22 protein-coding genes and 1 riboswitch are annotated in these 22,254 nt (G+C 68.2%); of the genes, 6 read left to right on the top strand and 16 right to left on the bottom strand.

The features are described from left to right. Positions 1 to 20: 20 nt before the first annotated feature. On the bottom strand, positions 21 to 1,475 hold the full coding sequence (locus tag HPY32_RS00105; protein ID WP_082871157.1) for an MFS transporter: 1,455 nt from the start codon (positions 1,473 to 1,475) through the stop codon (positions 21 to 23). Positions 1,476 to 1,805: 330 nt separating this feature from the next. On the opposite strand from HPY32_RS00105, the gene HPY32_RS00100 reads away from it, so the two are divergent. Continuing rightward, positions 1,806 to 3,113: a D-alanyl-D-alanine carboxypeptidase family protein gene (locus tag HPY32_RS00100; RefSeq protein ID WP_067581746.1), complete on the top strand. Its 1,308-nt coding sequence runs from the start codon at positions 1,806 to 1,808 to the stop codon at positions 3,111 to 3,113. Between the two features lie 21 nt (positions 3,114 to 3,134). Here HPY32_RS00100 and yhjD read toward each other — a convergent pair whose 3' ends face one another. The 6 genes from yhjD to HPY32_RS00070 form a co-directional block, all read right to left on the bottom strand. Next, complete coding sequence (gene yhjD, locus HPY32_RS00095; RefSeq protein ID WP_067581743.1) at positions 3,135 to 4,145, bottom strand: inner membrane protein YhjD; 1,011 nt, start codon at positions 4,143 to 4,145, stop codon at positions 3,135 to 3,137. A gap of 170 nt (positions 4,146 to 4,315) precedes the next feature. Next, complete coding sequence (gene trpS / locus HPY32_RS00090) at positions 4,316 to 5,341, bottom strand: tryptophan--tRNA ligase (protein WP_067581740.1); 1,026 nt, start codon at positions 5,339 to 5,341, stop codon at positions 4,316 to 4,318. A 24-nt stretch (positions 5,342 to 5,365) separates the two neighbouring features. After that, positions 5,366 to 5,683: a ribbon-helix-helix domain-containing protein gene (locus HPY32_RS45540; protein ID WP_156674135.1), complete on the bottom strand. Its 318-nt coding sequence runs from the start codon at positions 5,681 to 5,683 to the stop codon at positions 5,366 to 5,368. Positions 5,684 to 5,745: 62 nt separating this feature from the next. After that, positions 5,746 to 6,135 (bottom strand): barstar family protein, encoded by a 390-nt coding sequence (locus tag HPY32_RS45535; RefSeq protein ID WP_309247498.1) that lies wholly within the window; start codon positions 6,133 to 6,135, stop codon positions 5,746 to 5,748. A gap of 675 nt (positions 6,136 to 6,810) precedes the next feature. After that, complete coding sequence (locus HPY32_RS00075; RefSeq protein WP_171982674.1) at positions 6,811 to 7,281, bottom strand: guanyl-specific ribonuclease; 471 nt, start codon at positions 7,279 to 7,281, stop codon at positions 6,811 to 6,813. Further along, positions 7,278 to 8,066 carry an exodeoxyribonuclease III gene (locus tag HPY32_RS00070; RefSeq protein WP_067581734.1) on the bottom strand — a complete coding sequence of 263 codons (789 nt, stop codon included), beginning with the start codon at positions 8,064 to 8,066 and terminating at the stop codon, positions 7,278 to 7,280. Before HPY32_RS00070 ends, HPY32_RS00075 begins: the two co-directional genes overlap by 4 nt. 69 nt (positions 8,067 to 8,135) lie before the next feature. Between HPY32_RS00070 and ephH the strand changes: the two genes are divergently transcribed. After that, positions 8,136 to 8,981, top strand: a complete 846-nt coding sequence (ephH, locus tag HPY32_RS00065) for an epoxide hydrolase EphH (RefSeq protein ID WP_067585389.1) — start codon at positions 8,136 to 8,138, stop codon at positions 8,979 to 8,981. A 128-nt stretch (positions 8,982 to 9,109) separates the two neighbouring features. On the opposite strand, the gene HPY32_RS00060 is transcribed toward ephH, so the two are convergent. From HPY32_RS00060 to HPY32_RS00040, 5 genes are all read right to left on the bottom strand, one after another. Beyond that, the gene (locus HPY32_RS00060; RefSeq protein WP_067581731.1) at positions 9,110 to 10,390 is read right to left on the bottom strand and encodes an acyl-CoA dehydrogenase family protein; all 1,281 of its coding nucleotides are present in this window, start codon (positions 10,388 to 10,390) and stop codon (positions 9,110 to 9,112) included. A gap of 16 nt (positions 10,391 to 10,406) precedes the next feature. Further along, positions 10,407 to 11,276: an SDR family oxidoreductase gene (locus HPY32_RS00055; RefSeq protein ID WP_067581728.1), complete on the bottom strand. Its 870-nt coding sequence runs from the start codon at positions 11,274 to 11,276 to the stop codon at positions 10,407 to 10,409. Between the two features lie 20 nt (positions 11,277 to 11,296). Next, a complete protein-coding gene (locus tag HPY32_RS00050; RefSeq protein ID WP_067581725.1) occupies positions 11,297 to 12,175 on the bottom strand; it encodes a MaoC/PaaZ C-terminal domain-containing protein in 879 nt (292 codons plus the stop codon). Continuing rightward, positions 12,172 to 12,606 carry a type II toxin-antitoxin system Rv0910 family toxin gene (locus HPY32_RS00045; protein WP_067581721.1) on the bottom strand — a complete coding sequence of 145 codons (435 nt, stop codon included), beginning with the start codon at positions 12,604 to 12,606 and terminating at the stop codon, positions 12,172 to 12,174. The genes HPY32_RS00050 and HPY32_RS00045 overlap by 4 nt, the downstream gene beginning before the upstream one ends. Before the next feature lie 101 nt (positions 12,607 to 12,707). After that, on the bottom strand, positions 12,708 to 13,913 hold the full coding sequence (locus HPY32_RS00040) for a lipid-transfer protein (protein ID WP_067581718.1): 1,206 nt from the start codon (positions 13,911 to 13,913) through the stop codon (positions 12,708 to 12,710). A 182-nt stretch (positions 13,914 to 14,095) separates the two neighbouring features. On the opposite strand from HPY32_RS00040, the gene HPY32_RS45530 reads away from it, so the two are divergent. Then, positions 14,096 to 14,221, top strand: coding sequence for a hypothetical protein (locus HPY32_RS45530; RefSeq protein WP_269456477.1), 126 nt, complete (start codon positions 14,096 to 14,098; stop codon positions 14,219 to 14,221). Between the two features lie 216 nt (positions 14,222 to 14,437). Here the strand turns inward: HPY32_RS45530 and HPY32_RS00035 are convergent, their stop codons facing one another. The 3 genes from HPY32_RS00035 to HPY32_RS00025 form a co-directional block, all read right to left on the bottom strand. Next, the gene (locus HPY32_RS00035; RefSeq protein ID WP_067581715.1) at positions 14,438 to 15,082 is read right to left on the bottom strand and encodes a TetR/AcrR family transcriptional regulator; all 645 of its coding nucleotides are present in this window, start codon (positions 15,080 to 15,082) and stop codon (positions 14,438 to 14,440) included. 59 nt (positions 15,083 to 15,141) lie between these two features. Continuing rightward, positions 15,142 to 16,329 (bottom strand): MFS transporter, encoded by a 1,188-nt coding sequence (locus HPY32_RS00030; RefSeq protein ID WP_067585385.1) that lies wholly within the window; start codon positions 16,327 to 16,329, stop codon positions 15,142 to 15,144. A gap of 525 nt (positions 16,330 to 16,854) precedes the next feature. Then, positions 16,855 to 18,072, bottom strand: a complete 1,218-nt coding sequence (locus tag HPY32_RS00025; RefSeq protein ID WP_067581712.1) for an NADP-dependent isocitrate dehydrogenase — start codon at positions 18,070 to 18,072, stop codon at positions 16,855 to 16,857. A gap of 723 nt (positions 18,073 to 18,795) precedes the next feature. Next, positions 18,796 to 18,906: riboswitch (SAM riboswitch) on the top strand. Between the two features lie 94 nt (positions 18,907 to 19,000). On the opposite strand from HPY32_RS00025, the gene HPY32_RS00020 reads away from it, so the two are divergent. Next, positions 19,001 to 20,335 carry a bifunctional o-acetylhomoserine/o-acetylserine sulfhydrylase gene (locus HPY32_RS00020; RefSeq protein WP_067581708.1) on the top strand — a complete coding sequence of 445 codons (1,335 nt, stop codon included), beginning with the start codon at positions 19,001 to 19,003 and terminating at the stop codon, positions 20,333 to 20,335. Then, positions 20,332 to 21,495: a homoserine O-acetyltransferase MetX gene (gene metX / locus HPY32_RS00015; protein ID WP_082870869.1), complete on the top strand. Its 1,164-nt coding sequence runs from the start codon at positions 20,332 to 20,334 to the stop codon at positions 21,493 to 21,495. The genes HPY32_RS00020 and metX overlap by 4 nt, the downstream gene beginning before the upstream one ends. Before the next feature lie 14 nt (positions 21,496 to 21,509). On the opposite strand, the gene HPY32_RS00010 is transcribed toward metX, so the two are convergent. Next, a complete protein-coding gene (locus HPY32_RS00010) occupies positions 21,510 to 21,755 on the bottom strand; it encodes a DUF3017 domain-containing protein (protein ID WP_082871155.1) in 246 nt (81 codons plus the stop codon). Between the two features lie 114 nt (positions 21,756 to 21,869). On the opposite strand from HPY32_RS00010, the gene HPY32_RS00005 reads away from it, so the two are divergent. After that, on the top strand, positions 21,870 to 22,254 hold a 385-nt coding region (locus tag HPY32_RS00005; RefSeq protein WP_171982673.1), incomplete at its 3' end, for a tRNA (cytidine(34)-2'-O)-methyltransferase.

The raw sequence follows: 22,254 nt of genomic DNA, 5'->3' as shown, positions 1-22,254 counted from the left end.
GCGCTGGCGGTGCCTGGGAGTCAGCCGACATGCACCGATTCTCCCGCATGGGTGTCGGGCGCCGCGCCCGACCGGCCGTGCACGAACAGCGCCGCGAGCACGGCCGCGAGCGCGCAGATCCCCGCGCACACCCACAGCATCGCGCCCATGCCGCTCACGAACGCCGTCTGCACGTGGCCGAGCAGCCCCGGATCGCCGAGCTTGTGCGCGACCGCGACGCCCGCGTTCACGTTGTCCGACAGCGGCGGCCGGTTGTCGGCCCCGAGGCCCGAGCGGTACTGCGCGGACAGCACCGTGCCGAGCACCGCGACGCCGATGGTGCCCGCGGCCTGCCGAAGCGCCTGCAGCAGCGCCGATCCCGAGCCGGAGCGCTCCGCGGTGAGCTCGCCCATCGCCATGCCCATGGCCGCGGGCATGACCAGTCCCATGCCGAGGCCGAGCACGCTCATCCAGACGGCGGTGTAGGGGTATCCCCTGTCCACGCGGGTGAGCGCGCCCATGACCAGACTGGCGGTCAGCACCGCGAACCCGGCGGTCAGCACCACCCGGACCCCGGCTCGGGGCAGCAGCTTGTCCACGACGCGGGTGCCGACCACCAGGCCGCCGATCACCGGCAGCAGTCGCAGCCCGCTGCCCAGCGAGTCGACACCCAGCACCGCCTGGAAGAACTGCGGCACGGTGAAGAACAGGCCGAGCATGGCGAAGTTGACGACAATGGAATATGCGGTGCCCCAACGAAATCCGGCGGTTTCGAACAGGCCCAGGTGCACCAGCGGGTGCGCCGCGCGCCGCTGCCATCCGACGAAGGCCGCCAGCGCGACCACGCCCGCCGCCGCGGCCGACCAGCCCGCGCCGTCGCCCCAGCCCTGACCGAGCCGGATGAAACCGTAGGTCAGGCCGAGCATTCCGCCCGCCGACAGCACCACGCCGGGCAGATCGATGCGAAAGACGTTGTCGCTGCGCGATTCCGGAACCAGCACCGCGATGGCGACCAGTCCGACGATCACCAGCGGCACATTGATCAGGAACACCGAGCCCCACCAGAAGTGCTGCAGCAGCCAGCCGCCCACGATCGGGCCCAGCGGCAGCCCGAGCGCGGTCGAGGAGACCCAGATCGTCAGGGCCCGTTGCCGTTCGGCCCGGTCCGGGAACATGGCCGGGAGCACCGACATCGACAGCGGCATCATGGCCGCCGCGCCCACGCCCAGCAGCGCCCGGGCCGCGATCAGCTCACCGGACGAGGACGCCACCGTGCACCAGATCGAGGCGAGGCCGAACAGCGCCATCGCCGCGAGCAGGAACCGCTTGCGGCCGTAGCGGTCGCCCAGCGCCCCGGCGGGCAGCATGAGCGCGGCCAGCGTGAGCGTGTAGGCGGTGGTGAACCATTGCAGCGCAGCGGTATTCGTGTGCAGGTCGACCGCCATCGTGGGCAGCGCGACGACCAGCACCGTGGTGTCCAGGCCGATGGTGAGCATGGCCGTCGCCAGCGCGCCGAGGGCCAGCCAGCGGGCCGGGCCCGCCCCGGCGGTTCCGGACGATCCCCGCCCTCCGTCCGGAACCGTGCTGCCGTCCGTGCGGTCGGGGCGGGTCTCCCCCGGGACGCGGCCCTCTCCCCCGGGGCCGTGTCCCCTCGTCCCGGCCGCGATCGGAGTTCCGCTCCGTGCATTCGCCTTCATGACACACCTCATCAGTTGAGAGTTTCTACTTTTTGATAGTAACTCTCATTTTGGAGACGCTGTCAATGCTTTTGTGATCCGGAGGGCGACCTGGGCGATCCGGGACGAGTGCGCATAAGCTCTCGAGCGATGAGCACCCGCATGTCCCGGCCCGATCGCCGGTGTAGACCCGGTTCCCTCGCGGCCGCCGCGCTCGCGGCCGGGCTCGTCGGTGCCAGCGCACTGACCGGGCTCGGCGCCGCCACGGCCCAGCCCGCCCCGCCGCCGTCGACGACGTTCACCACGCCGAATACCGATGCGTGCCCGAACAAGACGAATCCGCCGCCGGCCATCGACACCTCCGAGGTCCCGACCTCCGGCGAGGCCCCGCCACCGCCGCTGCCGGTCCCGTCGCCCCCGATCGGCGGCGAACGGCTCGGCGCGTGCGGGCTGGTGCTGCCCGACGGTGCGCCGCCGGTGCCGGGCGACATCTCCGCCACGGCCTGGCTGGTCGCCGACCTGGACACCGGCCGGGTGCTGGCCGCGAAGGATCCGCACGGGCGCTACCGCCCGGCCTCCACCATCAAGACGCTGCTGGCCACGGTCGCGCTGCGCAGCCTCGATCTTCAGAAGGTGGTGACCGGTACGCAGGACGACGCCAATGCCGACGGCACCCGGGTGGGCATCGGTCCCGGTGGGCAGTACACCAATATGCAGCTGATGCAGGCGCTGCTCATGTGCTCGGGCAACGATGCGGCGCACGCCATCGCCACCCAGCTCGGCGGTCCGGAGGCGACCGTCGCGAAGATGAACGATCTGGCCAGGCACCTGCACGCCCTGGACACCCGCGCCGCCACCCCGTCCGGCCTGGACGGGCCGGGCATGAGCGTCTCGGCCTACGATCTGGCGACCATCTTCCGCGAGGCCATGACCATCCCGACCTTCGCGCGGATCGTGCACACCGAACACGCCGATTTCCCTGGCTACCCGGCCAATCCGCAGATTCCCGGCGACAAGGACCATCCCGGATTCGCGATCGCCAACGACAACCACCTGCTGTTCGACTACGACGGCGACCTCGGCGGCAAGACCGGCTACACCGACGACGCCCGCCAGACCTTCGTCACCGCCGCCGAACGCAACGGGCACCGGCTCGTCGTCACCTTGCTGAAGGGCGACGTGCTGCCGATCCGGCCGCCGGAGCAGGCCGCCCGCCTGCTCGACTACGGTTTCGGCCTGCCCGCGGGCGCATCGGTCGGCACCCTGCCCGGCAGCGCGGAGGACGAGTCCAATCCCAATGTGGCCCTTGCCTCCCCGCCCCCACACGAACCCGAGGCCGCCACGCACGCCGACACCCATCACGAGAATCTGCGCATGGTGCTGATCGTCGGCGGACTGGTCCTGGTCGTCGTTCTGCTGATCGGCGCCTGGACGCTGACCGGACGGCCGCGCCGCTAGCCGATCCGCCGCGGTCCGCGGCTACCGGCGGCGGGCGGTGGTGAGCAGGGTGGCCACAGCGGCTCCCGCACCGAAAAGCGCCGCGCCCGTACGCGCGGACATGCCCACGGCGATCCGGGGTCGGATGACGGCCGGGGCGGGCGGAGCGATATCGGCCTCGGGGATGTTCTCGCTGGCCGTGGCGGCCCAGGCCGTGGCGAAAAGGATGATGCGGGCGGTGAAGTAGGCGAAGACCATCAGGCCGATGATGGGGCCGAAGGCGACGCCCGCGGGGCTGGTGAGCACCTTCTTCAGATAGAAGGACGCGATCTGCTTCCAGACCTCGAAGGCGACCGCGGCGATGAGGGCGGCCTTGGCGGCGCTGGCGATCGTGACCGGCTGGCGGGGCAGGCGGGCGATCATCCAGGCGAACACCGCCCACGACGCCAGCACGGCCAGCAGCAGCGAGGTCAGGGTGAGCAGGGCGCTCACGCCGGGGGCGTGTTCGAGGTGGACCAGCCGCAGCAGATCCTGGCCCAGGGCGCTGCCCGACAGCACCGACAGGCCGATCGAAATCACCATGGCCAGGCCCAGACCCACCAGGGCGAGCAGATCGGAGAGCTTGGTGACGAACCAGTTACGTTCCGGCGCTTGCTGTTCCCACTGCTCGGTGAGGGCGGCGCGCAGGTTGGCCATCCAGCCGAGCCCGGCGTAGAAGGCGCCCAGCAGGCCGAGCACACCGACCCCGGTGCGGGAGCGGATCGCCTGATCGATGAGGTCGTTGAGCTGCCCGCCGAGCGAGCCCGGAATGTTGTGCACCACCTTGCCCTGCATCTCCGACAGCAGGTGCGGATTGCGCGACAGCACGAAACCGGCCACCGCGAACAGGACCATCAGCAGCGGAAACAGCGCCAGCACAGTGAAATACGTGATGCCCGCCGCGTAGTAGTCGCCCCGCTGGCGCTGAAATCGGCCGCCCGCGCGCACCAGGTGATCCAGCCACGGCCGCGCCTGCACCTCCCGCTCGATCCGCGCCCTGACCTTGTCGAGCACCCTGCCTCCCGGAAACCACTCGGCCCCGCGAGGTGCTGCCGCTCCCACGCGAGGGTTCTCCGCCACGGCCGCACCTACTGTCGCATCTCTGGTTACTACGCGGCGACAGATTCATGCAGCGCGTCGATCGCCCGGGACCGCCGGGCGGGTCGCGCGGCGGGGCCGGTGGTTCAGCGGGCGAGGAAACCGACCCGGTCGTAGACCTGAGCCAGGGTGTTGCTCGCGATCTCGCGGGCGCGGGTGGCGCCGGAGGCGATGATGCGGTCCAGTTCGGCCTCGTCGTCCAGGTATTCCTGCACCTTGGCCTGGAGGGGAGTGACGAATTCGACGAGGGCGTCGGCCACGTCGGATTTCAGGTCGCCGTAACCCTTTCCGGCGTAGTCCTGCTCCAGGGTGACGATGGGGGTGTCGGTGATGGAGCTCAGGATGACCAGCAGGTTGCTCACGCCCGGCTTGGTCTCCGGGTCGTAGCGGATCTCGCGCTCGGTGTCGGTGACCGCGGAGCGGATCTTCTTGGCCGTCGCCTTCGGATCGTCGAGCAGGTTGATCAGGCCCGCGTCGGTGGCGGCGGACTTGCTCATCTTCGAGGTGGGGTCCTGCAGGTCGTAGATCTTCGCGGTGCCGGGCACGATGTAGGGGTCGGGCACCACGAAGGTCTTCTTGAAGCGAGTGTTGAAGCGCTGCGCCAGATTTCGGGTCAGCTCCAGGTGCTGGCGCTGGTCCTCGCCGACCGGGACGTAGTGCGCCCGGTACAGCAGGATGTCGGCGGCCATCAGCACCGGGTAGGTGAACAGGCCGACGGTGGCGTTGTCCGAGCCCTGCTTGGCCGACTTGTCCTTGAACTGGGTCATCCGACCGGCCTCGCCGAAACCGGTGATGCAGCTCAGCACCCAGGCCAGCTCGGCGTGCTCGGGCACCTGGCTCTGCACGAACAGCGTCGACTTCTTCGGGTCGATGCCGAGGGCCAGCAGTTGGGCGACGGCCCGCTTGGTGCGGTTGCGCAGCTGCTTGGGCTCCTGCGGGACGGTGATGGCGTGCAGGTCGGGAATGAAGTACAGGGCCTCGAAGTCGTCCTGCATCCTGACCCACTGCGCCAGCGCGCCAAGGTAGTTGCCGAGGTGGAAGGAATCGCTGGTCGGCTGGATCCCCGACAGGACCCGCTGCTTGCGTTCACCGGATGGAGCAGGACTCGACATACCCCCGATCTTCGCATGCCACCGTCAGCTGTCCCGCACCAGATAGAGATGCGGCGGCGGCGCGGGCAGACCGAAATAACGAGTCATGGCCTCACTGAACGCCCGATAGTCCTCGACATCGACCTGCCAGCCCGCCAACGACCGTCCGGTGCGGACCTCCGTCATGCTTGCGGCATCGGCACGCCGGGAACCGGAGTCCGGCCGGGACGGCGCCGGGGCGGACTCCGACAGTGCGCGGCGCAGTGCCTCGTTGACGACTGACTTCTTGGATCGGCGCTGGCTGTGAGCGGCCCGCTCGATCAGCTCGGCCACGTCGTGGTCGAGCGTCACGGTCATTCTCATGGGCCCCATGATGCGCCCGATGAGCACGAGTTATGCACGGCCCCAGGGCAAAATGGCCAATGTCACACGAGGGTGAGGGTGGCCGCCTGCACGCCCGCGGGCCGATCCTGCAGCACCACGCGGAAGGCCACGCCCCGGGCCGCCCAGTGCCGCGCGGCGTCGGTCACCGCGGCGTCGAACCAGTCCAGTTCCACCGGCTCGTCGGCGAGCAGTTGCGCCCCATCGCGGATCACCGCCACATATCCCGGCGCCCGCCCCACGAAATCGTCCAGATCGCGCAGGCACTCATCGAAGGCATCCTTGTTCTCCCCGAAGTAGTAGGCGAACTGAAACGCCGCGGCAAACTCGTCGAACACCCCCGCCACAGTGCGCATCTTCACCCCCCGCAACTCCCGCGCCACATACCCCTCCGGCACCTTGAACCGCACCCCACTGAACTCCCCGTCCCCCACAGCCAACACCCCAACCACCGCCCCCGACACCGCAGCCCCCAACACAGCAGCCCGCCCACCCCCATCTCCCCCACCCAAAAACTCCGTAACCGTCATCGAAGTACCCATCCGCACAACCCCTTCCGAATTGAAAACCAGACCCGACCTCAACAACCCAACCCGCCATACTTCCCATCAGCCCGACCCGACACACATCCCGCCGACCGGACCCCAACGCGCTTCACGCCGACCCGAACCCAGCGTGAATCACGCCGACCCGACCCGACGCGCTACACGGCGACCCGAACCCAACGTGCATCACGCCAGCCCGAACCCAACGCGCATCACGCCGACCCGGCCTCGGCGTCCTTCACACCGACCCGAACCCAACGCGCTTCACGCCGACCTGACCCGACGCGCTACACGCCGACCCGGCCCAACGCGCTACACGCCAGCCCGAACCCAACGCGCATCATGTCCACCCGAACCCGACGCGCTTCACGCCGACCCGACCTCAGCGTGCTTCACGCCGACCCGAACCCAACGCGCTACACGCCGACCCGGCCCTGACGTGCTTACGTCAGCCCGAACCCAACGTGCATCACGCCGACCCGACCCGACGCCCTTCACACCGACCCGGCCCCGGCGTGTTTCACATCTATCCGGCCCCGGCGTGCTTTTGGCCGGGGCCCACACTTACCGCATGCGGGTGAACGTTCGGTAATGATCGCCGGTGTAATAGGCCGAACTGTCGCTGCCGGTGATGATGCGTTCGGCGTCTCGGGTCTGGCCTGGTTTCTTCGGGTTCACGTCCCATTCGCGGTAGGTGATCTTTTTACCGGCGGGGTCGGTTCGGGGGAGGTCGCCGCCGCGGTTCATCCACTGGTCGCCGCCCTTGGTGCCGGGGGCGTCGGCCGAGCCGGGCCAGCGGCCCGCGTCGATCTCGCGCAGGGTCTGGTAGGCGCGGTCGGGGACGCCGGGGGCGCGGCCGGTCACCGGGGGCGGGGTGCCGTTCGGCGTGGCTGTGGCCGCGGGGTGGGAGGTCGCCGCGCCGGTGCTCGGCGACGAGGAGGGGTGGCTGCGTAGTACCAGCGTCGCCACGATGAGCACCACGATCACGCCCGCGGCCGCGAGCAGGCCGCCGATTCGCTTGCCGGACAGGTTCATCGGTACTGCACCGTCACCGGCGCGTGGTCGGACCAGCGCAGCGCGTACTCGGCGGCGCGCTCCACCACGGCCTGCTTCGCCCGCCCGGCCACCGCCCCGCGGGCCAGGTGGTAGTCGATGCGCCACCCGGCGTCGTTGTCGAAGGCGCGGCCGCGGTAGGACCACCAGCTGTACGGGCCCGGCACGCCCGGGTGCAGGGTGCGCACCACGTCGACGTACCCGGCGGCGAGCATCTCGTCGATCCACGCGCGCTCGCCCGGCAGGAAGCCCGCGTTCTTGACGTTGCCCTTCCAGTTCTTGATGTCCAGCTCGGTGTGCGCGACGTTCCAGTCGCCGCAGATCACGAAGTCGCGCCGCTGGGACTTCAGGTGCGCGCCCAGCTCACCGAGGAATCGGTACTTCTCGTCCTGCATCGGCGTGTCGGCCTCGCCGGTGTGCACGTACACGCTGGCCACCGTCAGGTCGTCGAACTCCGCCTCGACGTACCGGCCCGCGCCGTCGAATTCGGCGCTGCCGAAACCGATCCGCACCGATCGCGGCTCGCGCCGGGACAGGATACCCACGCCCGCGCGGCCCTTCGACCCCGGCTCGGCGTGCGCCAGATGCCAGCCCGCGTCCAGCACGGGCGCGAGTGCCGTGCGCGTCTGCTCGTCGGTTGCTCGCGTCTCCTGCAGGCAGATGATGTCGGCCTCGGTCGTCGCCAGCCACTCCAGCATTCCCCTGCCGGTCTTCCCGGTCGCCGCACGCACCCCGTTGACGTTGATCGTACTGATGATTTGGGCCACCTCCCGACCGTACAATGCTGATCGGACACACTCCCTGTGGACATCGCCGTCCGGGAAGGGGTGCCGACGATGACGTCCCGCACCACCACTCCGTTCGCGCCGGTCCGTGCGCTGCACACCGGCTCCGGAGATCCGCTGCTCCTGCTGCACGGATTCATGCTCTCCCCGCACTGCTGGGATCAGGTGGCAGCGCGCCTGGCCGGGACTTGCGAGGTATTCGCTCCGGCCTTCGCCGGGCACCGGGGCGGGCCCGCGGCCTCCGGCTGGTATCTCGACGTGGACACGCTCGCCGACCGCGTCGAGGATCAGCTCGACGAATTGGGCTGGCGCACCTGCCATATCGCGGGCAACTCGCTGGGGGCGTGGGTCGGGTTCGAACTGGCCCGCCGCGGCCGGGCCCGCACCCTCACCGCCATCGCACCCGCCGGCGGCTGGCACAGCCCGTCGCTGCTGCAGCTGTGGGCGACGGTGAAGTTCGCGTCGCTGGTGCCGGTGGTGGAGATCGGCAAGCGGCTGCCCGGCTTCCTCCGCTCGAGCGGCCCCGCACGGCAATTCACCGCGCGGATCCTGAGCAAGAACACCGGCGCGGTATCGCGGCGCGCGGTCGAGGAGGCGATCACGGCGGCCCTGGAGTGCCCGGCCCTGCTGCCATTCCTGGCCAGCAGCCTGCGCGCGCCCGCGCTCGAGGATCTGTCCACGTTGCCGACGCCGGTGCGCCTGCTGCTGTGCGAATACGACCGGGTGATCCCGAATCGGCTGTACGCCAGGCGTTTCCTCGACGAGCTGCCCGACTCGGCGGATCGCATCCTGGTGCACGGCGTCGGCCACGTCCCGATGCTGGAGGCACCCGACCGCATCGCGACGCTTATTGCCGAGCATGTGTATGCGAGCCGGACGCGCTTACGGGCGGTATGAAGCGGCGAGTTCCCGGCCAAAAGCATGCCGGGAACACGAAAGCCAGCACGCCCGGAACACGAAAGCCAGCACGCCGGGAACACGAAAGCCAGCATGCCGGGAACACGGAAGCTAGGACGACGTGGACGTCAGTTCCCCAGCAGCCCCTTGGCCACGTGGGTCACCTGAATCTCATTGCTCCCGGCATAGATCATCAGTGATTTCGCGTCGCGGGCCAGTTGTTCCACCCGGTATTCGGTCATATAGCCGTTGCCGCCGAACAATTGGACGGCGTCCATGGCCACATCGGTGGCGGCCTCGGAGGAGTACAGCTTCATCGCCGATGCCTCGGCCAGCGTCGGCGGCTTGCCCGCGCGGGCGCGTTCGATGGCGCTGAACACCATGTTCTGCACATTGATCCGGGCGATCTCCATCTTCGCCAGCTTCAGCTGCACCAGCTGGAACCGGCCGATCTCCTGACCCCACAACGTGCGGCTCTTCGCGTAATCCACACAGAGCCGGTGACATTCGTTGATGATGCCCAGCGCCATGAAGGCCACACCGATGCGCTCGGCGGTGAAACTCGAACGGGCGCTCTCGCGTCCGTCGCCGCCGCCGTGCTCCTCGGTCTCGCCGAGCAGCCGGTCCCGGCCGAGGCGGACATTGTCGAAGAACAGTTCGCCGGTGGGCGAGGCGTGCAGGCCCATCTTCCGGAACGGCTTGCCCTGGGTGAAACCCTCCATGCCCTTGTCCAGCACGAAGGTGAGTACTTTTCGGTCGCGCCTGTCCACACCGACGTCACCCGAACCTGCCCCGGCATGCTTTTGGCCGGGGTCCAACTTAGCATACACGATCGCCGTATCCGCATACGGGCCATTGGTGATGAACGTCTTCTGCCCGTTGAGAATGTAGTCCTCACCGTCGCGCCTGACGTAGGTCTTCATGCCGCCGAAGGCGTCCGATCCCGAATCCGGTTCGGTAATCGCCCAGGCCGCAATCTTTTTCATGGTCACGATGTCGGCGAGCCAACGCTCCTGCTGCGCCAGCGTGCCCCGCGACATGATGGTGGTGGCCCCGAGGCCGATGCTGACACCCATCGCGGTGACCAAACCCATGCAGACGCCGGACAATTCGCCGATCAGCACGGCCATCAGCGATTCCTGACCACCGAACGGGCCGCCGTCGCCGGACTTTCGCCCCGACTTGTCGGTGGTCTCGCCCGCTTCTCGCGCCCGCCGCTTGGCCAACATCTTCTCGACCGCTTCCGCGCCGAGCGCATCGATCCCGAACTCGGCGAACAGCTTCCGAATGATCGGATACGGCGTCGTCTCACCGCTCTCCAGCGCATCGAGCCGCGGCCGCACCTCCTTATCGATGAAGCCCCGCACCGCGTCCCGGATCAGCACATCGGTCTCGGACCATTCGAACATCGTTGTCCGCCTTTCCCTACGGCAGCCGAGCGGCGATATCGTCGATCAGCCAGGGTCCCTCGGTCTCGATCGTCTTCACATCGTGCCAACCGGCGAGCTCGGAGATCGCCCCGCCCTGGACCGCGAACACCTTGCCGGTGATCGGGCACTTGTCGGAGGCGAGATACGCCACCAGCGGCGAGATATTGGCCGGGCTGAACGCGTCGAACTCGCCCTCGGGCACCTCGGCGGCGAAGATCGCGCCCATGCCGGGAGTGGCGAGGGTGAGCCGGGTGCGCGCCATCGGCGCGATCGCATTGACCCGCACCCCGTAGCGCTCCAGCTCGTCGGCCGCGACCAGGGTGAGCGCGGCGATACCCGCCTTGGCCGCACCGTAATTGGCCTGCCCGGCATTCGGGATCGTGGTCCCCGACGCCGAGGCCGTATTCACCACCGCCGCGCTCGGCCGATTACCGGCCTTGGCCTGATCTTTCCAGTACGAGGCGGCGTGCCGGAGCAGATTGAAATGCCCCTTCAGGTGCACGGCGAGCACCGCGTCCCACTGCGACTCCTCCAGCCCGGCAATGAAGCCGTCCCGCAGGATGCCCGCATTGTTGACGACGACGTCGAGCTTGCCGAACTCCGAAATAGCCTGCTCCACAAGGTTTTTCGCGCCGTCCCACAGGGCGACGCTGTCACCGTTGGCGACCGCGCGCCCACCGGCCGCGACGATCTCGTCCACGACCTCCTGCGCCGGGCCCCGGTCGGCGCCCTCCCCGGCATTGTCGCCGCCGAGATCGTTGACCACGACCGCCGCGCCCTCGCGCGCGAACAGCAGCGCGTGCTCGCGCCCGATGCCGCGGCCCGCGCCGGTAACGACGGCGACCTTACCTTCCAGTGCGCCCATATTCGTTGTCTCCTAACAGATTACGGTCGGTCTGCGAGCTCGGCGAGGCCGTCGCGCAGGACGACGTCGCCGCCACGGGCGGTCTCGAATGCGTAGGCGGTGACGCCGTTCTCCGATTTCGCCTTCCAGATCCGGGTCTCCAGGTCGTCGCCGGGGAAGACCAGGTCGGCGAAGCGGACCGCGAATCGCTTCAGGCGGGCCACATCCGAGCCGCCGACCTCGGTGAGCACCGCCCACGAGGCGAAGGCCATGGTGCACAGGCCGTGCGCGATGATGCCGGGCAGCCCGGCATCCCTGGCGACCTGCTCGTCCAGGTGCAGCGGGACCGGATCGCCGGAAGCCGGTGCGTAGCGGTAGGTCTGATCGTCGTCGATGTGCTGCGGCACGATCGCGACCGGGTTGCGCTCGCGCAGGGTCTCGTCGAATCGGTGCTCCGGCGCGGCTTCTCCGACCGTCCGGCCCGCGTCGATCTTACGGAAGAAGGCGGTCAGGTACTGCTCGTTGACCAGTTCGCCGGTGTCGGAACGGGTTTCGATGTGGATGGTGACGGTGCTGCCGTTCGGTCGGCCCGCGTAACCGATCGCCCGTGCCCGCGCGGTCAGCCGATCGCCGGGGCGGATCGGGCGGTGGAAGTGAATGTCGTGCTCTCCGTGCACCACTCGGCCGAAGATGTCGGTCGGCGCGACATCGATGACGGGCACGAGCATGGCCTCGAACACCGGGACGATCGCGAAGATCGGCGAGGCCACGTCGCCGTCGCGGTGTGCCTCGATGGGATCGTTGGTGGCCGCGGCGTATTCGGCGATCCGGGCCCGGGTGACCTCGAAGTGCTCCTCGTCGGACCACTGGCCGAGCCCGGAGTCGTCGAATTCGACCACCCGGCCGGTGGTCTCGGTCATTTCGCCGCCAGCGCGTCGAGGGCCTCGAGCGATTTCTCCAGCTGCTTCAGGCCGTCCTTCTCCACGGCCTTGCCCAGCGCGCCCTTGATCAGCGCGCCCTCGAAATCGCCCTTGATCGACAGTTCGCTGCCGTCCCCCGCGGCCGCGATATCGAAACTGAATTCGACCTTCACCCCCGCCATTCCGCTGGCGGTGAGGGTGAGCGTATTCGGAGCCTCGACCGCCGCCACATTCCACTCGAACTTATTGGCCATCCCGAGCATGACGACCTTGGCCACCAGCTTATTACCCACGGCCAACGCGGCAGGCGGCTCCTCCATCCACCGCTCGTGAATAGAGAACCAGTCACCCCAGCTATGCGGATTCCCCACCACCGCCCACAACGCCTCCGGACCGGCAGTCATCTTCTTGGTGTACTCGATGTGACCCATGAATCCCGCTTTCTTCTCTTATCCCCTGTTCCCGACATGGTTGTCCCCCCTTGTTCCCGGCATAGCCCAATCTCCTGATCCCGGCATGCTTTTGGCCGGGATCACCGCTCGGCACGCTGATAAGCCGTCACAACCGCCGCACCACCCAGCCCAATATTGTGCTGAAGCGCCGCATTCACGTTGTCGACCTGGCGCTTGTCCGCCTTCCCACGCAACTGCCAGGTAAGTTCCGAACACTGCGCCAACCCCGTCGCCCCCAGCGGATGCCCCTTGGAGATGAGCCCGCCGGACGGATTCACCACCCACTTCCCCCCGTAGGTGGTCTGGTTCCCGTCGATCAGCGCGGGGGCCTCGCCCTCGCCACACAGCCCCAGGGCCTCGTAGAGCAGCAGTTCGTTGGCGGAGAAGCAGTCGTGCAGCTCGATCACCTGGAAGTCCTGCGGGCCCAGGCCGGACTGCTCGTAAACCTGCCGCGCCGCTTGGACATTCATGTCGTAGCCGATGATGCCCTTGGCCGTGCCGTCGAAGGTGGAGGCGAAGTCGGTGGTCATGGCCTGACCGACGATCTCGACCGCCTGCGACGCCAGGCCGTGCTCGTCGACGAACGCCTCCGAGGCCAGGATCACCGCGCCGGAGCCGTCGGAGGTCGGCGAGCACTGCAGCTTGGTGAGCGGGTCGTAGATCATCCGCGAGGCCAGGATGTCCTCCAGCGAATACTCGTCCTGGAACTGCGAATACGGGTTGTTCACCGAATGCCTGTGGTTCTTGTAGCCGATCTTGGCGAAGTGCTCGGCGGTGCTGCCGTACTTCTTCATGTGCTCGCGGCCGGCCGCGCCGAACATCCACGGCGCCGGCGGGAACAGCACCTCGGAGATCTCGGCCAGGGCCATCATGTGCTTGGCCATCGGCTGCTCGCGGTCGTCGTACATGGTGCCGAGCGAGCCGGGCTGCATCTTCTCGAAGCCCAGCGCCAGCGTGCAGTCGGCCAGCCCGCCCCGAATCGCCTGCGCCGCAAGGTAGAGCGCGGTCGACCCGGTGGAACAGTTGTTGTTGACGTTGACGACCGGAATGCCGGTCATGCCCAGCTCGTAGACCGCGCGCTGGCCCGAGGTGGACTCGCCGTACACGTAGCCGACGTATGCCTGCTGCACCCGGTCGTAGGAGATCCCGGCGTCCGCGAGCGCCTTGGTCCCCGACTCCCGCGCCATGTTCGGGTAGTCCCAGTCGCTGCCGTCCTCGTTCTTGCGTCGCCCCGGCTTCTCGAACTTCGTCATACCGACCCCGACGACGTAGACCTTGTTCGCCATCGAACTCCTCACATCTGGCCGCCGACCGCGCGACGACATGGACGATCCATCCGAACCGGACTAGAAACAAACATACAGAGCTGTATGTAACATGGCAAGAGAAGTTTTCCGAAGAGTTGTCGCACCTGCCCGCCCGCCCGGTCGGCGGCCACAAAACGCCAGACCCCACCCAAGATTCCGGCATGCTTCCCACCCAAGATTCCGGCATGCTTTTGGCCGGAATCTCTCCCGATTCCGGCCAAAAGCATGCCGGAACGACGGTGAGCTACGCCGGAAAGACGGGTGAGTCACGCTGGAGCGACGAGTGAGCCACGCCGGAACGACGAGTGAGCCACGCCGGAACGACGAGTGAGCCACGCCGGAACGACGAGTGAGCCACGCCGGAACGAAGGTGCAGGCCACGCCGGAACGAAACAGGCCACTCCGGAGCGAAAGTGCAGGCCACGCCGGAACGACGGGCTGGCCGTATCGAATGGCGGGCGACCCGCGCCCGCCGGACGGGTAAGTCAGACCCGGATGTCGCGCTAATCCGTCATGCCGAGGCCCGGCAGGGTCGACTCGGCGGCGCGGCGGAGGTGGGCGGAGGCGCGTTCCCAGCGGCGGTGGGCGCGGTCGGAGTCGGAGGAGATGAAGGTGGAGACCAGGATGCCGCGCAGGGCGTCCATGGCGGTGTAGACGAAGTCGCGAGCCTCCTTGCGGCGCAACTCGTCCGGGACGAATCGGGCCACGGCCATCAGGACGGCATTGTTGACGAACGGCTCGACCTTCTCCACCTCCGCGGCGAGCACGGGATCGGTGCGGCCCGCCACCCACAGCTCCATCGCGGCGACGAACAGCGGGCCCTGATGCAGCGCCCACAGCGAGTCGAGCACCTGCCCGATCGGGTCGTCGCCCACCCGCACCCGGCCGAGCTCCTGCATGGCCGCCTCGGTGCGCCGCTGCGCGAGGTGACTGATCGCCGCCACCACCAGATCCGTCTTGGACCCGAAATGATGCACCTGCGCCCCCCGCGTCACCCCGGCCCGCTCGGCCACCCGCGGCGTCGTGGTCCCCGCATATCCGTACTCGACCAGGCAGTCGATGGTCGCGTCCAGCAACCGCACCCGCATCTCACTACTCCGCTGCTCCTGCGTGCGACGCTGCGGCTTGGGTGCGACGGACCTGGTCATTTCGCGAATTCTACACTTTCATGCAGGTCTGAACGGAAATGGCGAGGGCGATCGGAGGTCTAGAAGCACTCCCCTTCGGCAACGGTCTCCAATGGAGTGCATTCGGTCGATACCGAGCCGCGCTTGGCGAACCACACCGTCACGGTGAACAACACCACCCCCGCGACAGCGAGCATCGCGCCCACGGCAGCCGGAGCGGTGTACCCCAGCCCGGCGGCGATCACCACGCCGCCCAGCCACGCGCCCGAGGCGTTGGCCATGTTCAGCGCGGCGTGGTTGAGGGCGGCGGCCAGGCTCTGGGCATCGTGGGCCACGTCCATCAGGCGGGTCTGCAGGCCGGGGCCCAGCGAGGCGCCGCAGGCGCCGACGAAGAACGCGCCCAGCGCGGCGGTGATCGGGTTGTGCGCGGCGGCAACGAAACCGCCGAGGATGACCACCGTCGAGATCATCGAGACGTAGATCGCGCGGTCGACGCCGCGGTCGGCGAGCACGCCACCCAGGATGTTCCCGGCGATCATGCCGAGGCCGAACAGCATCAGCACCACCGGCACCAATCCGATCGACATGTGCGACACATCGGTGAGGGTGGTCGCGATGAAGGTGTACACCGCGAACATGCCGCCGAAGCCGACCGCGCCCACCAGCAACGTGAGCAGAACCTGCGGGCGGCGCAGCGCACCGAGCTCGGTCCGCGGATCGGTGACTCGCACGCCGGTGAGTTCCGGCACGAAGCGGCCGATGGCCAGCACGGTCGCCAGGCCGATGACGGCGACCACGATATAGGCATCCCGCCAGCCGAGATGCTGGCCCAGCCAGGTGGCCGCGGGAACGCCGACAACATTGGCGGCGCTCAAGCCCAGCATAACTGCGGCAACCGCTTTGGCCCGCTGCCCCACCGGGGCGAGTGTCGCGGCGGCCAGCGAGGCGACGCCGAAGTAGGCGCCGTGCGGCAGGCCCGAGACGAAGCGGGCGAGCATCAGGGTATCGAAGCTGGGCGCGATCACCGAGGCCACATTGCCCAGGGTGAACGCGATCATGAGCGCCATGAGCAGGCGCTTGCGCGGCATGCGCGCACACAGCGCGGCGAGCAGCGGGGCGCCGACGACCACGCCAAGGGCATAGGCCGAAACGGCATGCCCGGCAGTGGGTTCGGAGACGTGGAGGGCGCGCGCAATATCCGGCAGCAAACCCATGGTGACGAATTCTGTGGTGCCGATGCCGAAACCGCCCAGCGCCAACGCCAGCATTGCCGGGATGTGCCAGTTGGTTCGCGCGGGCGCGTCGGGGTGGCCGTGCGGGAGCACGGCGGAGGGCGCGGTGTCTGGGTAGGCCACTTCGGGCACATTCGGTGAGGCCACGATTAAAGCGCAACACGGCAGGTAGGGACCTCGATACCCCCACCAAACGTGATCTCACTCACCGGTCGGATGCCCGCCTGCGGACCACTCCCGCACATACCCGAACACTGTTGGCGGAGAACTACTTTCACCCGGAATCGAGTTGCTGCACGAGCGCCGGAAAATCGGCCGCTGTCGCGGAGATCACGGGCGCTTCGCGCACCGTCCGCCATTCCGGCGCGCGCCTCTCCGTCATCCGGCGCGCTTCTCCGTCATTCCGGCGCGCTTTTTGCCGGAATCGACCGGCCGATGAATCCTACTGATCCGTAAAACAATTCGGGCACCCGCGACCACCTCGAGCGGTGGGGGCGGGTGCCCGGACGTCTCTCACGTCGTTCCGACCTTTGCACACCCGGAACGATGTGGGGTGCCGCGCTAGCGCAGCTCGCGCGCCAGGTTGGCGTCGAGAGCACCGAGGAATTCCTCGGTGGTCAGATAACCCTGATCGCCGCCGACCAGCAGCGCCAGGTCCTTGGTCATCTGGCCGTTCTCGACGGTCTTGATGACGACGTCCTCGAGGGTCTGCGCGAAGCCGATGACCTCGGGGGTGTTGTCCAGCTTGCCGCGATGAGCGATGCCGCGGGTCCACGCGAAGATCGAGGCGATCGGGTTGGTGGAGGTCGGCTTGCCCGCCTGGTGCTGGCGGAAGTGACGGGTCACGGTGCCGTGCGCGGCCTCGGCCTCGCAGGTCCGGCCGTCCGGGGTGAGCAGCACCGAGGTCATCAGGCCCAGCGAGCCGAAGCCCTGCGCCACGGTGTCGGACTGCACGTCGCCGTCGTAGTTCTTACAGGCCCACACATAGCCGCCCTCCCACTTCAGGGCGGAGGCGACCATGTCGTCGATGAGGCGGTGCTCGTAGGTGAGGCCCGCGGCGTCGAACTGGTCCTTGAACTCGGTCTCGTAGATCTCCTGGAACGTGTCCTTGAACATGCCGTCGTAGGCCTTCAGGATCGTGTTCTTGGTGGAGAGGTAGACCGGGTAGTTCTGCTGCAGGCCGTAGTTCATCGACGCCCGCGCGAAGTCCTCGATGGACTTCTTGAAGTTGTACATGCCCATGACGACGCCGCCGTCCTCGGGAACCTTCACGACCTCGTGGACGATCGGCTCGCTGCCGTCCTCGGGGGTGAAGGTGAGGGTGACGGTGCCCGCCTGGTGCACCTTGAAATCGGTGGCGCGGTACTGGTCACCGAAGGCGTGACGGCCGATGATGATCGGCTTGGTCCAGCCCGGCACCAGGCGCGGCACGTTGGAGATGATGATCGGGGCGCGGAAGATGGTGCCGCCGAGGATGTTGCGGATGGTGCCGTTGGGCGACCGCCACATCTTCTTGAGGCCGAACTCCTCGACACGCGCCTCGTCGGGGGTGATGGTGGCGCATTTGACGCCCACGCCGTGCTTCTTGATGGCGTTGGCGGCGTCGACGGTCACCTGGTCGTCGGTCTTGTCCCGGTATTCGATACCCAGGTCGTAGTACTCGAGGTCGATGTCGAGGTACGGGTGGATCAGCTTGTCCTTGATGAACTGCCAGATGATCCGAGTCATCTCGTCGCCGTCGAGTTCGACGACGGTCCCTTCAACCTTGATCTTGGACATGGATCTTCGTGTCCTCCTAGGAAGGTGCTCCCATTGCACAACCAGGCGAACACGCTTGTGAGCGGACCCCAGCTGTTCAACAGACAACGTATACGCCCCGCATTGTCCGCGAGACTCGAGGTGCTAAACAAGACAAGCGTACTGGTTCGCCTCTCCCCGCTTCCAGGCACCGTCCTGTTCAGGGGTGGCCGAACCGATTGCGCGGGGGCCGATAGCAGCCCGCCCGGACCGCCCGAGCCCCTGACCTCCGCCTCCGCATATGACCGCGATCGGGGTGTGAGCAACCAGACAGCCACGACCAGGTGCTCGACATAGTCGACGGGCTCACGCAGACCTTGATCGCCGACCCACCGAAGGGCATTCGGCAACGCATCGGCTGCCCAGCTGTCCGCCCGCAAGCCGGACCGATTGCGCAGGGGCCGACGGCGGACCGACCGAGCTGCGGTCGGCAACGCACTCGCCACCTAGTAGGGAGCGCGATACCGCTGGGTACCAGGGCAGGGGTGGGATATCGCTTGGCGACCCTAGTGGAACCCGATGTCGTTTGGGCCAGCTGAGCGGGAGTGCAATGCGGATCGGGGTGGGAGGTTGCACCGGGCTTCCGGGCGGCTGCGGCTAATTCCTGTGTGGCCGTGCGGTTTTCGGCGTTCGGGTGGGTGGGGTGGGGGGCTGGCTCGGGAACCGCTCGCTCTGTGCGTGGGGCATCCGTTACCATGTTCGTCAGGTCATGAGTGCCAGCGCTAAGCCCCGGCTTGCTGGCCGGCAACCCTCCTGTTGCGGTGGGGTGCTCCGGGTGATGACCGGGCTCTCGAAAGCCGAGGGCAAGCGCGACTTTCAGGAGGTCATCCACATGTGTTGTTGCTGTTCATCTTTCGAACCCCGATAACATCCCCACGCCGAGTCTCGGCGACGCTCCCGGAGTACCCCCATGACTGACTCGACCGCGTCCACACCCGCCCTCGATCCGGCGGAGTGGAGCTTCGACACCAAGCAGATCCACGCGGGCCAGACCCCCGACGGCAGCACCAGCGCCCGGGCGCTGCCGATCTATCAGACCACCTCCTATGCCTTCCGCGACACCGATCACGCCGCGGCACTGTTCGGCCTCGCCGAGCCGGGCAATATCTACACGCGCATCATGAACCCCACCCAGGACGTGGTGGAGCAGCGCATCGCCGCGCTGGAGGGCGGCGTCGCGGCGCTGCTGCTGGCGTCCGGGCAGGCCGCGGAGACGCTGGCCATCCTCAATCTGGCGGCAGCGGGCGATCACATCGTGTCCAGCCCGCACCTGTACGGCGGCACCTACAACCTGTTCCACTACACGCTGCCCAAGCTGGGCATCGAGGTCGGCTTCGTCGACGATCCCGACGATCTGGAGCAGTGGAAGGCCGCGATCCGGCCCAACACCAAGGCGCTCTACGGCGAGACCATCGCCAACCCGAGCAGCTCCATCCTCGACATTCCGGGCATCGCCGAGGTCGGGCATTCGGCCGGGCTGCCGCTGATCGTCGACAACACCGCGGCCACGCCATATCTCATCCAGCCGCTGCGCCACGGCGCGGACATCGTGGTGCACTCGGCCACCAAGTACCTCGGCGGGCACGGGTCGGCCATCGCCGGGGTGATCGTGGACGGCGGCACCTTCGACTGGACCGTGCGGGATGCGAGCGGACAGTCGCGGTATCCGGGCTTCACCGTGCCGGATCCGAGCTACCACGGCGTGGTGTTCGCCGAGCTCGGTGCACCTGCCTATGCGCTCAAGGCGCGGGTGCAGCTGCTGCGCGATCTGGGCGCGGCGGTCTCGCCGTTCAACGCGTGGCTGATCAGCCAGGGGCTGGAGACGCTGAGCCTGCGGGTCGAGCGGCACGTGTCCAATGCACAGCAGGTCGCCGAGTTCCTCAGCGAGCAGCCGGGCGTCGAGACCGTCTACTACGCCGGTCTGCCGACCTCGCCGTGGTACGAGCGCGGCAAGCGGCTGGCGCCCCGGGGCGTGAGCGCGATCGTGTCGTTCGAGCTGGCAGGCGGCGTGGACGCGGGCAAGAAGTTCGTGGACGCGTTAGTGCTCCACAGCCATGTGGCTAACATCGGGGATGTGCGTTCCCTCGTCATCCACCCGGCCTCGACCACGCATTCGCAGCTGACCCCCGAGGAGCAGCTGGCCTCCGGCGTGACTCCCGGCCTGGTCCGCCTGGCCGTCGGCATCGAGGGCATCGACGACCTCCTGGCCGATCTGCGCGCCGGACTGGCGGCGGCGGCACGTTGACAGTGAGTATCGAATCGAGCACCTCCCGTTCGGCGGCGGCCACGCTGCTGCCGCCGCCGAACGGGCGGCTCGACACCATCGGCATCGGCGACCTCCGGCTCGAGAACGGCGCGGTGCTGCCCGACGTCTCGCTGGCCATGCAGCGCTGGGGCGAGCTGTCGCCCGAGCTGGACAACATCGTGCTGGTCGAGCACGCACTGACCGGCGATTCGCACGTGGTCGGCGCGCCCGACGAACTGCACCCGCTGCCGGGCTGGTGGGACGGCATCGTGGGGCCGGGCGCCCCGCTCGACACCGACGAGTGGTGCGTGATCGCCACCAACGTGCTGGGCGGCTGCAAGGGCAGCACCGGCCCGGCGTCCCTCGCACCGGACGGAAAGCCTTGGGGCGCACGGTTTCCCGAGATCTCCATCCGCGACCAGGTGAACGCCGAGGTGCGGCTGTTCGACCTGCTGGGCATCGACCGGCTGGCCGCCGTGGTGGGCGGCTCGATGGGTGGCATGCGCGTGCTGGAATGGATCGTCGGCCATCCGGACCGGATGGACGCCGCGCTGGTACTGGCCGTCGGCGCGCGGGCCACCGCCGATCAGATCGGCACCCAGACCACGCAGATCGCCGCGATCAAGGCCGACCCGGACTGGCAGGGCGGCGACTATCACGGCACCGGCCGGACCCCGGCGACCGGCATGGGCATCGCCCGGCGCATCGCGCACCTGACCTACCGCACCGAGTTCGAGCTCGACCATCGTTTCGAGAACAACGCCCAGGGCGCGGAGAACCCTTGGAACGGTGGACGTTACGCGGTGCAGAGCTACCTGGAGTACCAGGCCGAGAAGCTGGTCGCGCGCTTCGACCCGGCCACCTACGTGCTGCTGACCGAGGCCATGAACCGGCACGACATCGGCCGCGGCCGCGGCGGCGTGGCGGCGGCACTGGCGGCGACGCCGGTGCCGTGCATCGTCGGCGGCGTCGACTCTGATCGGCTGTATCCGCTGCGTACCCAGCAGGAGCTGGCCGATCTGCTGCCCGGCTGCAAGGGCCTCGAGGTCGTGCGCTCCCGCGACGGGCACGACGGATTCCTCACCGAAACCGAGGCGGTCGGCAAGCTGCTGGGCGAGACGATGGACCTGGCGCGAACGGCGCGCCGCTTGCGCGCCTGACCGACCGACGCGGCTCAGCTCACGCCGACGAGCGTGATCGTCGCCGCCAGCGCGATGATGCCCCCGCCGAGCACGGCATACGCGCCGACATCGAACGGCTTGCTGCGCACCGCCAGCAGCCCGACCCGCGCGGTGGGCAAGCACAGCCGCAGCGCCGACGCCAGCAGCGCACCACCCCCGATAAAGAGCGCCCCGCGCCGCCACCGGTCCTGCGCCACGAACACCACGGCAACCACCAGCACCGCCACCACCAACAGCATGGGCAGATGCGTCCGGAAAAAGCGGCCCACCGGACCGGTGCGATACGCGGGTGTCACGGAGGCTTCGGTCACGCCCCAATTCTCGCATCCTCACCCCATGCCATGCTTGTGGCCGTGCTTCATCTGGTGTTCTTCGAGCCTCGTATCCCACCCAATACGGGTAATGCCATCCGGCTGGCGGCCGGGACCGGGTGTGAGCTGCATTTGATCGAGCCGCTGGGGTTCGATCTGTCGGAGCCCAAGTTGAAGCGGGCGGGGTTGGATTACCACGATCTGGCATCCGTCACGGTGCACGAAAGCCTTGCTGCCGCTTGGAAAACGCTGCGGCCGGAGCGCGTGTTCGCGTTCACCGCGAAGGCGACCACGCGTAATACCGATATCGCCTATCGCGAGGGGGATGTGCTGCTGTTCGGGCCCGAGCCGACGGGGTTGCCCGATGAGGTGCTGGCGGATGCGCAGGTCACCGAGCAGTTGCGGATTCCGATGCTGCCCGGGCGGC

Origin of the sequence: Nocardia terpenica, assembly GCF_013186535.1 — a bacterium.
GTDB lineage: Bacteria > Actinomycetota > Actinomycetes > Mycobacteriales > Mycobacteriaceae > Nocardia > Nocardia terpenica.
The sequence above is the reverse complement of the archived record's forward strand: the minus strand, read 5'-3'. Positions and strand labels throughout refer to the sequence as shown.

Bases quoted from the DNA above. Each gene is read 5' to 3' on its own strand.
- ephH (WP_067585389.1), top strand. From the start codon at position 8,136: ATGACGTCCCGCACCACCACTCCGTTCGCGCCGGTCCGTGCGCTGCAC.
- HPY32_RS00025 (WP_067581712.1), bottom strand. From the start codon at position 18,072: ATGTCCAAGATCAAGGTTGAAGGGACCGTCGTCGAACTCGACGGCGAC.
- HPY32_RS00100 (WP_067581746.1), top strand. From the start codon at position 1,806: ATGAGCACCCGCATGTCCCGGCCCGATCGCCGGTGTAGACCCGGTTCC.
- HPY32_RS00040 (WP_067581718.1), bottom strand. From the start codon at position 13,913: ATGGCGAACAAGGTCTACGTCGTCGGGGTCGGTATGACGAAGTTCGAG.
- HPY32_RS00105 (WP_082871157.1), bottom strand. From the start codon at position 1,475: ATGCTCACCATCGGCCTGGACACCACGGTGCTGGTCGTCGCGCTGCCC.
- HPY32_RS00075 (WP_171982674.1), bottom strand. From the start codon at position 7,281: ATGAACCTGTCCGGCAAGCGAATCGGCGGCCTGCTCGCGGCCGCGGGC.
- HPY32_RS00030 (WP_067585385.1), bottom strand. From the start codon at position 16,329: ATGCTGGCGTTGGCGCTGGGCGGTTTCGGCATCGGCACCACAGAATTC.
- trpS (WP_067581740.1), bottom strand. From the start codon at position 5,341: ATGTCGAGTCCTGCTCCATCCGGTGAACGCAAGCAGCGGGTCCTGTCG.
- HPY32_RS00035 (WP_067581715.1), bottom strand. From the start codon at position 15,082: ATGACCAGGTCCGTCGCACCCAAGCCGCAGCGTCGCACGCAGGAGCAG.
- HPY32_RS00060 (WP_067581731.1), bottom strand. From the start codon at position 10,390: ATGTTCGAATGGTCCGAGACCGATGTGCTGATCCGGGACGCGGTGCGG.
- HPY32_RS00010 (WP_082871155.1), bottom strand. From the start codon at position 21,755: ATGCTGTTGGTGGTGGCGGTGCTGGTGGTTGCCGTGGTGTTCGTGGCG.
- HPY32_RS45540 (WP_156674135.1), bottom strand. From the start codon at position 5,683: ATGAGAATGACCGTGACGCTCGACCACGACGTGGCCGAGCTGATCGAG.
- HPY32_RS00020 (WP_067581708.1), top strand. From the start codon at position 19,001: ATGACTGACTCGACCGCGTCCACACCCGCCCTCGATCCGGCGGAGTGG.
- HPY32_RS00055 (WP_067581728.1), bottom strand. From the start codon at position 11,276: ATGGGCGCACTGGAAGGTAAGGTCGCCGTCGTTACCGGCGCGGGCCGC.
- HPY32_RS00050 (WP_067581725.1), bottom strand. From the start codon at position 12,175: ATGACCGAGACCACCGGCCGGGTGGTCGAATTCGACGACTCCGGGCTC.
- HPY32_RS45530 (WP_269456477.1), top strand. From the start codon at position 14,096: ATGCTTCCCACCCAAGATTCCGGCATGCTTTTGGCCGGAATCTCTCCC.
- HPY32_RS00045 (WP_067581721.1), bottom strand. From the start codon at position 12,606: ATGGGTCACATCGAGTACACCAAGAAGATGACTGCCGGTCCGGAGGCG.